Genomic DNA, 13,424 nt, shown 5'->3' with positions numbered 1-13,424 from the left:
CACGAGCCCGTCCGCGCCGAGGACGACGAGCCGATGTCCAGTGAGAGGGGAGACGGAGCTTCATGATCAGTGCGCGTGGGGATCACCGGCCACGGCGCGGCGCGGTGCTGATCGCGGCTGTGCTGGCCGGGTTGATGGTGCTCACCGGCTGCGCCAGCCTGCCCGAATCCTCCGCTCCCCAGGCGCTGGGCACGATCAACCGCGCCCCCACCTCGGCGGGTCCGACGCCGCCGATCCCCGGTCGCGACGCCGACCTGCTGCTCGGCGATTTCCTCACCGCCAGCGCCGATCCCACCAACCGGCACGCCGCGGCCCGCCAGTACATGGCCCCCTCGACCGCGGCGGCCTGGAACGACGAGGCCAGCACCGTCATCGTCGACGCCCGCCCCGACACCCTGCGCGAGTCGCGCGTGGGCGACAAGGCCAGTTACGTGTTACGCGCCCGCAAGGTCGGCGAACTCGCGGGCGACGGCGGCTACCGCGCCACCGAGGGCACCCTCGAGAACAAGATCGAGATGAGCCGGATCGACGGCGAGTGGCGCATCACCGACCTGCCGCCGGGCGTGGTGATGGACAACGACTCGTTCATGAAGTCCTATCAGCGCAACCTGCTGCACTACATCGACCCGGGCAATTCGCTGCTGGTCCCGGACCCACGCTGGATCTCGGTGCCGCGCGCGCAACTCACCGAGCGGCTGATCAGCGCGTTGGCCCAGGGCCCGCAGGCCGCGATCGCCCCGGTGGTGCGCAACCAGTTGGCGCCGCCGGTCTCCCTGCGCGCCCCGATCACCAAGGCCAACAACGAACCCGGTGAGGTCGGCGTCGGCATCGGGGGAGTGCGCATCGACTTCGCCGGCCTCGGCACGATGGGCCAGCGCGAACGGGAACTGCTCGCCGCGCAGGTGGTGCTGACCCTGTCCGACGCCGACATCCTCGGCCCGTACGTGCTGTTGGCCGACGGCAAACCGCTCGACGAGCGCTACGCGGCCAACGGCTGGTCGGTGGCCGATGTCGACCAGTACAGCGCCTCGGCGCCCGGCCAGAACCGGATCGGCCTGCACGCGCTGCGCAACGGCACCCTGGTCCAGGTCACCCCCGACGGCATCGTCACCCCGAGCGGTTCCTTCGGCGAGGCGACCAATCTGCAGTCGGTCGGCATCTCGGCCGACGGCCAGTTCGTCGCCGCGGTCGCCGACTCGGGCAAACCGCAGTCCGAACCCGGCCGCACCCTGCTGATCGGCAACTACGGCGGTCGGGCCTTCCCGGTCGCCGAGGGCATGAGCATCGCCCGCCCGTCCTGGACCGGCGACGGCGGCGCGGCGTGGACGGCGATCGACGGCGAGAAGGTGGTGCGCGCGGTCACCGATCGCAACACCGGCAATGTCACCACCGAGGACGTCGACATCTCAGCCTTGTTCGACGGCTCCGGTCCGCGCGCGCCGATCACCGAGGTGACGATCTCGCGCACCGGCGTGCGGGCGGCGTTGATCGCCGACGGCAAGGTCTACGTGGCGGTGATCGAACGCCGCCCCGACGGCAAGTACGCGCTCACCTCCCCGCTGCCGCTGGCACTGGGCCTGAGCACCCGCGCGGTCTCGCTGAGCTGGGTCACCGGCGACACCATCATGGTCGCCCGCGAGGGCAATGTGGATCCGGTCTTCACCGTCTCCATCGACGGTTCCCAGTTCAGCGCCGTGCCCGCGCAGAACCTGACCCCGCCGGTACGGGTGGTGACCGCGGCCCCGGCCACGCAGTACGTGGCCGATTCCCGGGCCGTGTTGCAACTGCAGACGGCCGATCCCACCCGCAGCGACCGGTTCTGGCGCGAGGTGCCGGGACTGACCGGAAATCAGGTCGTGCCCGTCCTACCGGGCTGATCCTGTCGGTGCCCCCTGTCATGCTCTGCGGCTATGAGGGCACTGCTGGATCTGATCCTGCCGAACCGCTGCGGCGGCTGTGACCGACTCGGCGAGCAATGGTGTGCCGGGTGCGCCGACCAACTCGGTCGCGCACCCGTTCGCGTGCGCCCGCGCGCCGATCCCGGCATCGCGTGCTGGGCGCTCGGCCCCTACGCGGGGGTGGGTCGCCGCGCGGTACTCGCCGCCAAGGAGCACGGTCGCCGCGATCTGGCCGACCCGATCGGCCTCGCCATGGCCCGCGCGCTGGTGCGCCTGCGCGCCCCCGATCACCCCCTGCTGCTCGTGCCCGCCCCGACTCGATCGAGCGCGGCCCGGCGCCGCGGCGGCGACCCGGTAGCGCGTTCGGCGCGCGCCGCGCAACGGTGGCTGATCGATTGCCGGACCGCCCCATTACTGCGGATGAGCAGCGGTGTGCGCGATTCGGTGGGCTTGACGCCACGCCAGCGCGTCGACAATCTGCGCGACAAGATCAGCACCGTCGCCGAGCCCGATCGCTGGCTCACTCGAGCCGCGAAAGCCCAGGTAGTAGTGGTCGACGATGTCCTGACCACCGGCGCCACCGCGTGTGAGGCGGTCCGCGTCCTTGGCCGAATCGGCATAGTCCCGCGCGCGGTTTTGGTGGTTTGCGCGGCTTGACGAAGGAAAATTTGCGTGAACAGTGGCGGACTCGCTCGTGGCGGACTAGCGTCGCGAACACACACCGAACCACATCTTGGGAGGTGGTGCCGCGGATACAGGTGCCGGGCGATTCCCGATCGGCACAGCTCAATCCCGCCGCTCTTCAGTTCTGTTGTGCGGCCATATCCGGGAGGTACGCGTGACGACTTCTTCACGGGCTTCAGTGCGAGACGCTGACCCCACGGCACTCTATGACGGTGCCACCGAGACGATCGAATTCGAGACCCCGAACGCCGAAGTGGTGGTCTCCGGTCGCAACGTCGAAATCCCTGACCACTTTCGAATCTACGTCGCGGAGAAGCTCTCTCGACTCGAGCGCTTCGACCCGTCGATCTTCCTCTTCGATGTGGAACTGTTCCACGAACGCAACCGTCGTCAACGCAAGGCCTGTCAGCGCGTGGAGATCACCGCGCGTGGCCGTGGACCGATCGTGCGCGCCGAAGCCTGCGCCGACAGTTTCTACGCCGCACTGGAATCGGCCACCCAGAAGATCGAGAGCAGACTGCGCCGGACCAAGGACAAGCGGCGCGTGCACTACGGCGACAAGACGCCGGTCTCGGTCGCCCAAGCCACCGCCGACCTGGTCGACGAGTCGCTGTTCAACCCCACCGACGGCGCCGACGCCCACGACCACGACGAGTCCGCCGAGGAGTCGGGTCCCGGCCACATCGTGCGCACCAAGGTGCACACCGCCACGCCGATGTCGGTCGATGACGCCCTCTACCAGATGGAACTGGTCGGCCACGACTTCTTCCTGTTCCACGACCGCGAGACCGACCGCCCGTCGGTGGTCTATCGCAGACACGCTTTCGACTACGGCCTGATCCGACTGGCCTAGAACCACGACCGATCCGAGCATCCGCCGCACGCGGGTGCTCGGATCATGTTCAGCCGCCGAAGGTTTCGTGGTGCACGGCCTCGGTCAGCGCTCGTCCCGAGCGCCACCCGAACCGTTCCAGATCTGGCACCTGCTGGAATTCGCGCACCGGCCCCACGCACAACCAGGCCACCGGCTTGATCCCGTCGGGCAGGTCGACGAGCGCGCGCAGGAATTCGGGGTCGTAGAACGAGACCCACCCCACCCCCACCTGTTCCGCGGTCGCCGCGAGCCACAGATTCTGAATCGCGAGCACCGTCGAGTACACCCCGGTCTCGGGCACGCTCGCCCGACCGAGGATCTGTGGCCCGCCCCGCGAATCATCGTGGGTGACAACCACTCCCGTGCCGCTCTCGATGATCCCGTCGATCTTGATCGGGTCGAAGGTTGCCGCCCGCTCCGGCGGCAGCGAGTCCCGGAACTGCACCCGCTTGTCCGCTACGTGCGCGGCGAACGCGCGCAGGGTCTGCTCGCGGCGAACCACCACGAAGTCCCACGGCTGGGAATTGCCGACACTGGGCGCGCGATGCGCGGCGTCCAGAATTCGCCACAGGGTCGCGTCGTCGACGAGCTCGCCGCTGAATTCGGCGCGCACATCGCGACGCAGACGGATCGCGTCGTAGACGCTGAGATGGTCGGCACTCACGCCGACCATCCAACCGCAGTGGGTCAGGCCACCGAGCGTCGGGCCAGTTTGGCGCCGGTGGCCAGCGCGGTGCGCAGGCCGCGACGACGCCCGGTCACCGGGTCGATGGTGGGGGTGGTGTTGCCCGCGAACAGCCGCTCGGACTTGGTCTCGGGCGCGTCGTCGGTGGTGTGGCGCAGGTACTTGTTCGGCAGCGACAGCTTGAGGATGGTGCGCCACGACTTGAAGTACTGCACCGGCAGCGACCCGGTGGTGTAGGGCAGGTCGTACTTCTCGGCCAGCTCACGCACCCGCACGGCGATAGCGGCGTAGCGGTTGCTCGGCAGGTCGGGGAACAGGTGGTGTTCGATCTGGTGGCTGAGGTTGCCGCTCATGAAGTGCAGCAGCGGGCCGCCGCTGATGTTGGCGCTGCCCAGCATCTGGCGCAGGTACCACTCACCCTGGGTCTCGCCCTCGATGTCGGCCTTGGTGAACTTCTCGGCGCCGTCGGGGAAGTGCCCGCAGAAGATGATCGCGTTGGTCCACACATTGCGCACCACGTTGGCGGCGATGTTGGCGGTGAGCGTGGTGACGAACGACGGGCCGGTGAGCAGCGGGAAGACCACGTAGTCCTTGAGGGCCTGCTTGCCGATCTTCTTCAGCACCAGCGTGCGGTCGGCCTCGAACTGCTTCCACTCGGGCGAGTCCTTGGCCCACTTCTTCTTGGCGACCTTGCCCAGCTCGAGGTGCTGGATCGCGACGCCGTACTCGAACAGCGCCTGCAGCAGCAGGTTGTAGACGGGATTGCCCAGGTAGAACGGCATCCAGCGCTGGTCGCGGGTGACGCGCAGCAGGCCGTAGCCGATGTCGTCGTCCATGCCGAGCACGTTGGTGTACTTGTGGTGCAGGAAGTTGTGGGTGATCTTCCAGTGCGCCGAGGGGCCCGCGTTGTCCCATTCCCACGAGGTGGAGTGGACTTCCGGATCGTTCATCCAGTCCCACTGCCCGTGCATGACGTTGTGGCCGATCTCCATGTTCTCGATGATCTTGGCCGAGCCGAGCAGGGCGACGCCGGCCAGCCAGGCCGGGGGCAGGAAGCTGGCGAACAGGACCGTGCGCCCGCTGATCTCGAGCGCGCGTTGTAGGCGGATGACATTGCGGATATAGCGCGCGTCGTTCGCACCGCGGGAGGACTCGATTTCCCGACGGATCGCGTCGAATTCCGCTCCGAGAGCTTCGACGTCCGCAGCGGTGAGGTGCGCGTATTCCTTGACATCCGAGATCGCCATGGCGGCTACAGTACCGTAAGTTACGAGAGCGTAGGTTGGAGATTTCGGGCACTGATTGTGTGAAACGTCCTATTGATCCATCGAGACGAATCTGTTATTCAGACCGCGCGGCCCATCCGGCGCGCGGCCTTGGTCCGCTCGTCACGCGCCCGCTCGCCCAGCGCCTTCTTGGCCGCGCGCAACGCCAGCTTTTCCTGCCGGGCCCGCGCCTTGAGCGCCGTCTTGGCCTCGCGCAGCACTTCCTTCTCGTGCCGGGCCTTCACCTCGAGAGCGACCTTCGCGTCGTGCAGCGCCGAGCGCAATCCGAACCGCTTGCCGGTCTCCGGATCCACCCGCAGCGCGTCGGGCAGGGTGATGCCGGCGAACTTGTGTTCCGAGGACGTCTCGGGCGCGTCGTCAGCGGTGCGCTTGAGGAAACGGTCCGGCAGCGCCAGCTTGTGGATGGTGCGGAAGGCCAGCAGGTACTGCTTGCCCAGCGACCCGGTGGTGTAGGGCAGGTCGTACTTGTCGCACAGTTCGCGCACCCGCACCGCCACCTCGGAGTACCGGTTGCTCGGCAGGTCGGGGAACAGGTGGTGCTCGATCTGGTAGCAGAGGTTGCCGCTCATGAACGCCATCACCGGACCGGCCTTGAAGTTGGCGCTGCCCAGCATCTGGCGCAGGTACCACTCGCCCTGGGTCTCCCCGTCGAGCTGTTCGGCGGTGAACTTCTGGGCGCCGTCGGGGAAGTGGCCGCAGAAGATGACCGCGTAGGACCACAGATTGCGCACCAGGTTGGCGGTCGCGTTGGCCTTGAGCGTCGACTTCCAGGCCGGGCCGGTCAGCGCCGGGTAGAGCACGAAATCCTTGGCGACCTGACGGCCGGCCTTGCGGTAGAAATCGACGTCGGCCGGGGAGGTCACGCTGCCGCTGACCCCGGCCAGTTCCTTCTCGATGCCCAGATCGTGCAGCGCGATACCCCACTCGAAGGTCGCGGCCAGCAGCAGATTGGCCGCGGGCTGGACCAGGTGTACCGGTCGCCACGCCTCGTCGCGGGTCATCCGCAGAATGCCGAAACCGAGGTCCTCGTCCTTGCCGAGCACATTGGTGTAGGTGTGGTGCGAGTAGTTGTGCGCGCGCCGCCACTGCGCCGAGGTGCCCGTCATGTCCCACTCCCACGTGGTGGAGTGGATCTCGGGGTCGTTCATCCAATCCCATTGGCCGTGGCTCACATTGTGGCCCAGCTCCATGTTCTCGATGATCTTGGCGACCGAGAGCATCGCCGTGCCGCCGACCCACGCCCAACGGTTGCGGCTGCCGAACAGCACCGCGCGCCCGGCGACTTCGAGCGCGCGCTGGGCGGCGATGGTGCGTCGGATGTAGCGCGCGTCACGTTCGCCACGCGAGGTCTCCACCGAGCGGCGGATCGAATCGAGTTCTTTCCCCAGGGTCTCGATGTCGGCCGCCGTCAGATGGGCGAAGGCCTGGATATCGGTGATGGCCACCGGGGGTCCTCCTGTGTTGATTGGCGGCTGGTGCCGCGGGGTTCTCGGCCCGGGGTTCTCGACCTCCCCTGTCCGCGGGCACCGCCTCGAACACCCTTCGGGCAGTCGGATCGACGCGGGCCGAGAACCGGCGCTGCACGCGCGGGAGCTCGCCATCGGCTTCGTTCCGGTGCCTGTGAGTGGTCCTAGGGGTGCTCGCGACTTTTTGAGGGAAGTGAGGGGCCTAAGCGACCGGCGCCGGTCACCGGGATGGCCGACGCATACCTTCGAGGGTACTCGCTCCGGTCGCCGAACCGGGCTCTAGACGTCGAGGGTGCAGTCACCCGCCGCTGCGGAGATGCAGGTCTGCACCTTGTCACCGGGCTGGCGTTCGTCGCCGTTGCGCAGGTCACGGGCGTGTCCGGCGGAAATGGTGACCACGCAGGTCTGGCAGATGCCCATCCGGCAGCCGAAGGGCAACTGCACGCCCACCGACTCGCCCGCCTCGAGCAGGCTGGTGGCGCCGTCGACCTCGATGGTGCGCCCGGTGGTCCCGAAGGTCACCGTGCCGCCCTCGCCGATCGCGGACCGCTCCACCTCGAAGCGTTCGATGTGCAGCTTGTCGGCGACACCGGCGTTGCGCCAATGGTTCTCGATCGCGTCGAGCATCGGCGCCGGGCCGCACGCCCAGGTCTCGCGCTCGCGCCAATCGGGGTAGAGCTCGTCGAGACGGGTCAGCGCGAACAGGCCGTGTGCGTCGGTGAGCTGCAGGTGGGAGACGAAACTGGGGTGCTTGTCGTGCAGCGCGCGCAGCTCCGCGCCGAACATCACATCGGCGTCGGTGGGCGCGGAGTGCACGTGCACCACGTCGTGCACGCCGTCGCGGCGGTCCATGGTGCGCAGCATCGACATCACCGGGGTGATGCCGCTGCCCGCGGTGAGGAACAACACCTTCGCCGGCGGCGGCTCGGGCAGCACGAAACCGCCCTGCGGTGCGGCCAGGCGCACGATGGTGCCCGCGTCGACCCCGTTGACAAGGTGGCTGGACAACTTGCCCTCCGGCATCGCCTTCACCGCGATCGAGATGAGCCGCTGCCCGCCCTCGCCGGTCCAGTCCGGCGGACAGGTCAGCGAGTACGAACGCCAGTTCCAGCGCCCGTCGATCAGGATGCCGATGCCGATGTACTGGCCCGGCTGGTACTTGAAGTCGAAGCCCCAGCCCGGCTTGATCACCAGGGTCGCCGAGTCGGCGGTCTCCTTGCGCACCTCCACGATCCGCCCGCGCAGCTCGCGCGCCGACCACAGCGGGTTGGCCAGGTGCAGATAGTCGTCGGGCAGCAGGGGAGTGGTCACGCGCGCGACCGCGCCACGCAACACATTCAGCTTGCCGCCCCGATCGGCCACCTGCGCCGCCGGTGCCTCGAGCCACTCCCGAAACTTGTTGAGAACCATCTCTTGCTGCAACTCCTGTGTTGATCGGCGGCCGAGAACCCGGGGACCCACGTCTCCTGCAGCAAGGTTACGGCATCGTAGGTTTTGCGCTAGTGGTGAGGATTACAGGAGTTCGAGCAGGAAGGGCACTTCCTGGGGCGCGTACCAGGCCAGCTGGTGGTCCTCGGCGTCGCCGAGGACGAACTCCGCGTCGGGATCACCCAGGTCAGCGGCATCGATGACGTCCACGGCCTTGGCTACCTGCGGTTCGGCCTCGGCCAGGTCCACGTGCACCGAGGCGACCTCGCCGAAGCTGATCGGGCCCGACAGCTTCACCACCGCGTCGTCGAGATCGGGGCGCAGCTTCACGCCCGGCACATCCGCGGCGATCACCGCGCGCCGATACACCGGCCCGCCCGGCTCGACGGCTTCCCCTGCGGCGGTGGCGTCGTCGTCGAGGTCGTCGTCGCCGTCGCGTTCGGCCGCGATCAACCGCATCGACGCGCGCGCGGCCTCCTGCATCGCCACCTCGGCGAGCTCCTCGTCGTCTCCGGCCGCGTAGGCCTCGCGCAGCGCCGGTGTCACCGCGAACGCGGTCGCGCCGAGCGGGAACATCTGCTGCTCGTCGACCAGTTGGCGCAGGATCGGGATCGTCGCCGGGATGTAGACGCGCATCGTGTCGTTCTCAGAAGCAGGCACCGAGCAACTCCTCCATCGATTCGTGCACCGAGGCCGCGAGGACATCGATGTCGGCCATGGCGTCGCGGTCGGCGTTGAGTCCGTAGAAGACCTGACCGTCGTATGAGGTGAGTCCGAAACTCAACGTCTGATTGCGCAGCAGCGGCGATACCGGATACATCTCCAGCATGCGCGCCCCGCCGATGTACATCGCGGTCTGTGGTCCCGGCGCGTTGGTGATCACCAGGTTGAAACTGTTGTCGGCGAAGGTACTCGCCGCCCGCACACTCATCGCGTGCAGGCTCGCCGGGGCGAACCCGGCCAGGTGCACGAGGGTGCGCGCCCGTACCCCGCGCCGGGTCCGACCCGTGGCGTCGGTGGCGTGGGAGATGTGCGACAGCCGCATGGTCGGATTCGGTTCGCCCACCGGCAGATCGATGAGGAACGAGGACACCTCGCTGGCCGGGGTGAGCTGGTTGTCGCCGTCGACGTAGACCGACATCGGCACCACCGCGCGCAGATTCGTCGACTCGGTCAGTGCCTCGTTGCGCGAGAGCAGCCAGTTGCGCAGCGCGCCGGTGACCACCGCGAGCACGGTGTCGTTGATCGAGCAGTCGAAGTGCCGACGGATCTTGCGGTAGTCCTCGAGGTCGGTGCGCACCACGTCGAACCGTCGACTGCGCGAGGTGCGGGCGTTGAGCGGACTGTCCGGCGCCCCGCTCGAGGTCGCCGCGCGCACCACGTTCGCGGCCGCGGCCATCGCCATCCTGGTCCCGCGCACCACTCCGAACGCGTTGGATCCCGCGTCGCGCACCACCTCGTAGGCCTCGCGCGGTTGCGCGGCCAGTTGCGACAGCGCCCCGGCGAGCAGTTCCACGTCGGTGGGTTCGCGCGGCGCCCGCCAGGCGTCGTCGGCGAGTTCGCGCGGCAGCGGGGAGTTGTCGAGGATCACGTGCCCGATCTCGAGGGCGGTGTCACCGTCGACGAGCGCGGAGTGCGACTTGGTGAACACCGCGGCGCGCCCGTCGGACAACCCCTCGATCAGATACATCTCCCACAGCGGGCGCCCCTGATCCAGTGGCCGCGACGCGAGCCGGGCGACGAGGTCGTAGAGCTGTTCGTCGCTGCCCGGACCCGGCAGCGCGGAGCGGCGGATGTGATAGCTGATGTCGAAGCGGGCGTCCTCGACCCAGACCGGCCTGCCCACCGCGAGCGGGATCTCACGCACCTTGCGGCGGTAGCGCGGCACCAGCGGTAGCCGGGATTCGACCAGGTCGACGAGGCGTTCGTAGTCCAGAACCTGGCCGGTGGAATCCGGTGCGGAGTTCTGGAGGATCGCGAGAGAGCCGATGTGGATGGGGTTACTGCTCGACTCGAGTCGATAGAACGACGCGTCCTGCGGCGTCAATCTCGTGATCACGCGCTCCGAAGCTCCTTTCGGTGCCCTATGGCGCTGACCGCGCACGCGCTACATCCTACGTCACGGCAGGTGAATAGCCGTGCCGGACAACCTGGCTCGCCGGGCGTCGTGACCTGGGGCTATGACTGCGCCGGTACGTCGGGCACGGGTACACGCCGCCGGGTACGGTGGTCTGCGGACTACCATCGCCGTTGAACACAACTCCGACCAGAGGACTGACGAGACCCGTGCCTGCGCTGACACTGACGAGGTTGCTACGGATTGGTGAAGGTCGCATGGTCAAGCGGCTCTCGAACCTCGCCGATGAGGTCATCGCGTACGGCGACGAGATCGAGTCGTTGACCGACGCCGAGCTGCGCGCCAAGACCGATGAGTTCCGCGAGCGCTACGCCGCCGGCGAAACCCTCGACGACCTGCTGCTGGAGGCCTTCGCCGTCGCGCGGGAGGCGTCGTGGCGAGTGCTGAACCAGAAGCACTACAAGGTCCAGGTCATGGGCGGCGCCTCGCTGCACCTGGGCAATATCTCGGAGATGAAGACCGGTGAGGGCAAGACCCTGACCTGTGTGCTGCCCGCCTACCTCAATGCCATCTCCGGCGACGGCGTGCACGTGGTCACGGTCAACGACTACCTCGCCAAGCGCGACGCCGAGTGGATGGGCCGCGTGCACCGCTTCCTCGGTCTCGAGGTCGGCGTGATCCTCGGTGGTATGACCCCGGCCGAGCGTCGCGTGGCCTACAACGCCGACATCACCTACGGCACGAACAACGAGTTCGGCTTCGATTACCTGCGCGACAACATGACCCACTCCCTGGACGATCTGGTCCAGCGCGGGCACAACTTCGCCGTGGTCGACGAGGTCGACTCCATCCTCATCGACGAGGCCCGTACCCCGCTGATCATCTCGGGTCCGGCCGATGCCTCCTCGAAGTGGTACGCCGAGTTCGCGCGGATCGCCCCGCTGCTGAAGAAGGATGTCCACTACGAGGTCGACATCAAGAAGCGCACCATCGGTGTGCACGAGGCGGGCGTGGAGTTCGTCGAGGATCAGCTCGGCATCGACAACCTCTACGAGGCCGCCAACTCGCCCCTGGTGAGCTACCTGAACAACGCCATCAAGGCCAAGGAGCTCTACCAGCGCGACAAGGACTACATCGTGCGCGACGGCGATGTGATCATCGTCGACGAGTTCACCGGCCGCATCCTGGTGGGCCGCCGCTACAACGAGGGCATGCACCAGGCGATCGAGGCCAAGGAGAAGGTCGAGATCCAGCCGGAGAACCAGACCCTGGCCACGATCACCCTGCAGAACTACTTCCGCCTCTACAACAAGCTCTCCGGCATGACCGGTACGGCCGAGACCGAGGCCGCCGAGCTGCACGCGACCTACGGCCTCGGCGTGGTCCCGATCCCCACGAACAAGGCGATGATCCGCAAGGACCAGTCCGACCTGATCTACAAGTCCGAAGAGGCCAAGTTCGCCGCCGTCGTCGAGGACGTGACCGAGCGCCACGAGAAGGGCCAGCCGGTCCTGATCGGCACCACCAGCGTCGAGCGCTCGGAGTACCTGTCCAAGCAGTTCACCAAACGCGGTGTGGCGCACAGTGTGCTGAACGCGAAGTTCCACGAGCAGGAAGCCCAGATCATCGCCGAGGCCGGTCGGCCCGGCGCGGTCACCGTGGCCACCAACATGGCCGGTCGTGGTACCGACATCGTGCTCGGCGGCAACGCCGACATCATCGCCGACCTGCTGCTGCGCAACCAGGGCCTGGACCCGGTGAACACTCCCGACGAGTACGAGGCCGCCTGGCACTCCGCGCTCGAGCAGGTCAAGAAGCAGACCGAGGCCGACGCCGAGACGGTCCGCGAGGCCGGTGGCCTCTACGTCCTCGGCACCGAGCGGCACGAGTCGCGTCGTATCGACAACCAGCTGCGTGGTCGTTCCGGCCGTCAGGGCGATCCGGGCGAGTCCCGTTTCTACCTCTCGCTCGGTGACGAGCTGATGCGCCGCTTCAACGGCGCCGCTCTCGAGGCGATCATGACCCGGCTGAACCTGCCCGACGATGTCCCGATCGAGGCCAAGATGGTCTCCAAGGCTATCAAGAGCGCCCAGACCCAGGTCGAGCAGCAGAACTTCGAGATCCGCAAGAACGTGCTGAAGTACGACGAGGTCATGAACCAGCAGCGCACCGTGATCTACGGCGAGCGCAACCAGATCCTGCGTGGCGAGGACATGGAGGGTCAGGTGCAGAACATGATCACCGACGTGACCACCGCCTATGTCGACGGCGCCACTGCCGAGGGTTACGTCGAGGACTGGGACCTGGACAAGCTCTGGACCGCCCTCAAGACCCTCTACCCGGTCACCCTCGACCACAAGGAGCTCGCCGGCGAGACCGTCACCGGCGACGCGGGCGAACTCTCGCGCGACGAATTGCGCGAGGCCCTGCTCGAGGACGCCCACACCGCCTACGAGAAGCGCGAACAGGAAATCGACGGCCTGGCAGGCGAAGGCGCCATGCGCAACCTGGAACGCCAGGTCCTGCTCTCGGTTCTGGACCGCAAGTGGCGCGAGCACCTCTACGAGATGGACTACCTCAAGGAGGGCATCGGTCTGCGCGCGATGGCCCAGCGCGACCCGTTGGTCGAGTACCAGCGCGAGGGCTTCGACATGTTCGCCGCCATGCTGGAAGGCCTGAAGGAGGAATCCGTCGGCTTCCTGTTCAATCTCCAGGTAGAGGTCCAGCAGCCCCAGCCCGAAGGCGTCACCATCGACAAGGGCCTGCGTTCCCCCGTCGGCGCCCGCCCCCAGGACGCCCCCGCCGAAACCCAGGCCCCCCCGGCCCTGCGCGCCAAGGGCATCTCCGACCAGCCCCCCCGCGTCACCAACTACTCCGGCCCCGCCGAAGACGGCTCCGCCGAATCCCACACCCCCGCCCAGGAATACGGCGGTACCCCCCAACAACCCACCACCCGCAAGGCCCGCCGCGAAGCCGCCCGCACCGAAACCAAGGGCAAGCGCCGCCGCTGAATCCGGTCATCTGAA

10 protein-coding genes are annotated in these 13,424 nt (G+C 67.7%); 4 read left to right on the top strand and 6 right to left on the bottom strand.

The features are described 5' to 3' along the window. Nucleotides 1-62 precede the first annotated feature (62 nt). From lpqB to hpf, 3 genes are all read left to right on the top strand, one after another. Nucleotides 63-1,877, top strand: a complete 1,815-nt coding sequence (gene lpqB, locus ACFP3H_RS22385; protein WP_378608949.1) for an MtrAB system accessory lipoprotein LpqB — start codon at nt 63-65, stop codon at nt 1,875-1,877. Between the two features lie 33 nt (nt 1,878-1,910). Continuing rightward, nucleotides 1,911-2,555 carry a ComF family protein gene (locus ACFP3H_RS22380; RefSeq protein WP_378608948.1) on the top strand — a complete coding sequence of 215 codons (645 nt, stop codon included), beginning with the start codon at nt 1,911-1,913 and terminating at the stop codon, nt 2,553-2,555. 253 nt (nt 2,556-2,808) lie between these two features. Then, nucleotides 2,809-3,435, top strand: coding sequence for a ribosome hibernation-promoting factor, HPF/YfiA family (gene hpf, locus ACFP3H_RS22375; RefSeq protein ID WP_378609557.1), 627 nt, complete (start codon nt 2,809-2,811; stop codon nt 3,433-3,435). 49 nt (nt 3,436-3,484) lie between these two features. Here hpf and bluB read toward each other — a convergent pair whose 3' ends face one another. From bluB to ACFP3H_RS22345, 6 genes are all read right to left on the bottom strand, one after another. Further along, on the bottom strand, nt 3,485-4,129 hold the full coding sequence (gene bluB, locus ACFP3H_RS22370; RefSeq protein WP_378608946.1) for a 5,6-dimethylbenzimidazole synthase: 645 nt from the start codon (nt 4,127-4,129) through the stop codon (nt 3,485-3,487). Between the two features lie 14 nt (nt 4,130-4,143). After that, nucleotides 4,144-5,388: a fatty acid desaturase family protein gene (locus ACFP3H_RS22365; RefSeq protein WP_378608945.1), complete on the bottom strand. Its 1,245-nt coding sequence runs from the start codon at nt 5,386-5,388 to the stop codon at nt 4,144-4,146. 98 nt (nt 5,389-5,486) lie between these two features. Continuing rightward, a complete protein-coding gene (locus tag ACFP3H_RS22360; RefSeq protein ID WP_378608943.1) occupies nt 5,487-6,872 on the bottom strand; it encodes a fatty acid desaturase family protein in 1,386 nt (461 codons plus the stop codon). Between the two features lie 300 nt (nt 6,873-7,172). Continuing rightward, nucleotides 7,173-8,303 carry a ferredoxin reductase gene (locus tag ACFP3H_RS22355; protein ID WP_378608942.1) on the bottom strand — a complete coding sequence of 377 codons (1,131 nt, stop codon included), beginning with the start codon at nt 8,301-8,303 and terminating at the stop codon, nt 7,173-7,175. Nucleotides 8,304-8,405: 102 nt separating this feature from the next. Continuing rightward, nucleotides 8,406-8,957: a DUF6912 family protein gene (locus ACFP3H_RS22350; RefSeq protein ID WP_378609555.1), complete on the bottom strand. Its 552-nt coding sequence runs from the start codon at nt 8,955-8,957 to the stop codon at nt 8,406-8,408. A gap of 10 nt (nt 8,958-8,967) precedes the next feature. Then, a complete protein-coding gene (locus tag ACFP3H_RS22345) occupies nt 8,968-10,380 on the bottom strand; it encodes a WS/DGAT/MGAT family O-acyltransferase (RefSeq protein WP_378608941.1) in 1,413 nt (470 codons plus the stop codon). Nucleotides 10,381-10,607: 227 nt separating this feature from the next. On the opposite strand from ACFP3H_RS22345, the gene secA reads away from it, so the two are divergent. Beyond that, nucleotides 10,608-13,409 (top strand): preprotein translocase subunit SecA, encoded by a 2,802-nt coding sequence (secA, locus tag ACFP3H_RS22340; RefSeq protein ID WP_378608940.1) that lies wholly within the window; start codon nt 10,608-10,610, stop codon nt 13,407-13,409. Nucleotides 13,410-13,424 lie beyond the last annotated feature (15 nt).

It is taken from the genome of Nocardia lasii (genome assembly GCF_042658545.1).
GTDB lineage: Bacteria > Actinomycetota > Actinomycetes > Mycobacteriales > Mycobacteriaceae > Nocardia > Nocardia lasii.
This window is presented reverse-complemented; position numbering and strand designations above follow the sequence as displayed.

Bases quoted from the DNA above. Each gene is read 5' to 3' on its own strand.
- lpqB (WP_378608949.1), top strand. From the start codon at position 63: ATGATCAGTGCGCGTGGGGATCACCGGCCACGGCGCGGCGCGGTGCTG.
- ACFP3H_RS22380 (WP_378608948.1), top strand. From the start codon at position 1,911: ATGAGGGCACTGCTGGATCTGATCCTGCCGAACCGCTGCGGCGGCTGT.
- bluB (WP_378608946.1), bottom strand. From the start codon at position 4,129: ATGGTCGGCGTGAGTGCCGACCATCTCAGCGTCTACGACGCGATCCGT.
- ACFP3H_RS22365 (WP_378608945.1), bottom strand. From the start codon at position 5,388: ATGGCGATCTCGGATGTCAAGGAATACGCGCACCTCACCGCTGCGGAC.
- ACFP3H_RS22355 (WP_378608942.1), bottom strand. From the start codon at position 8,303: ATGGTTCTCAACAAGTTTCGGGAGTGGCTCGAGGCACCGGCGGCGCAG.
- ACFP3H_RS22350 (WP_378609555.1), bottom strand. From the start codon at position 8,957: ATGCGCGTCTACATCCCGGCGACGATCCCGATCCTGCGCCAACTGGTC.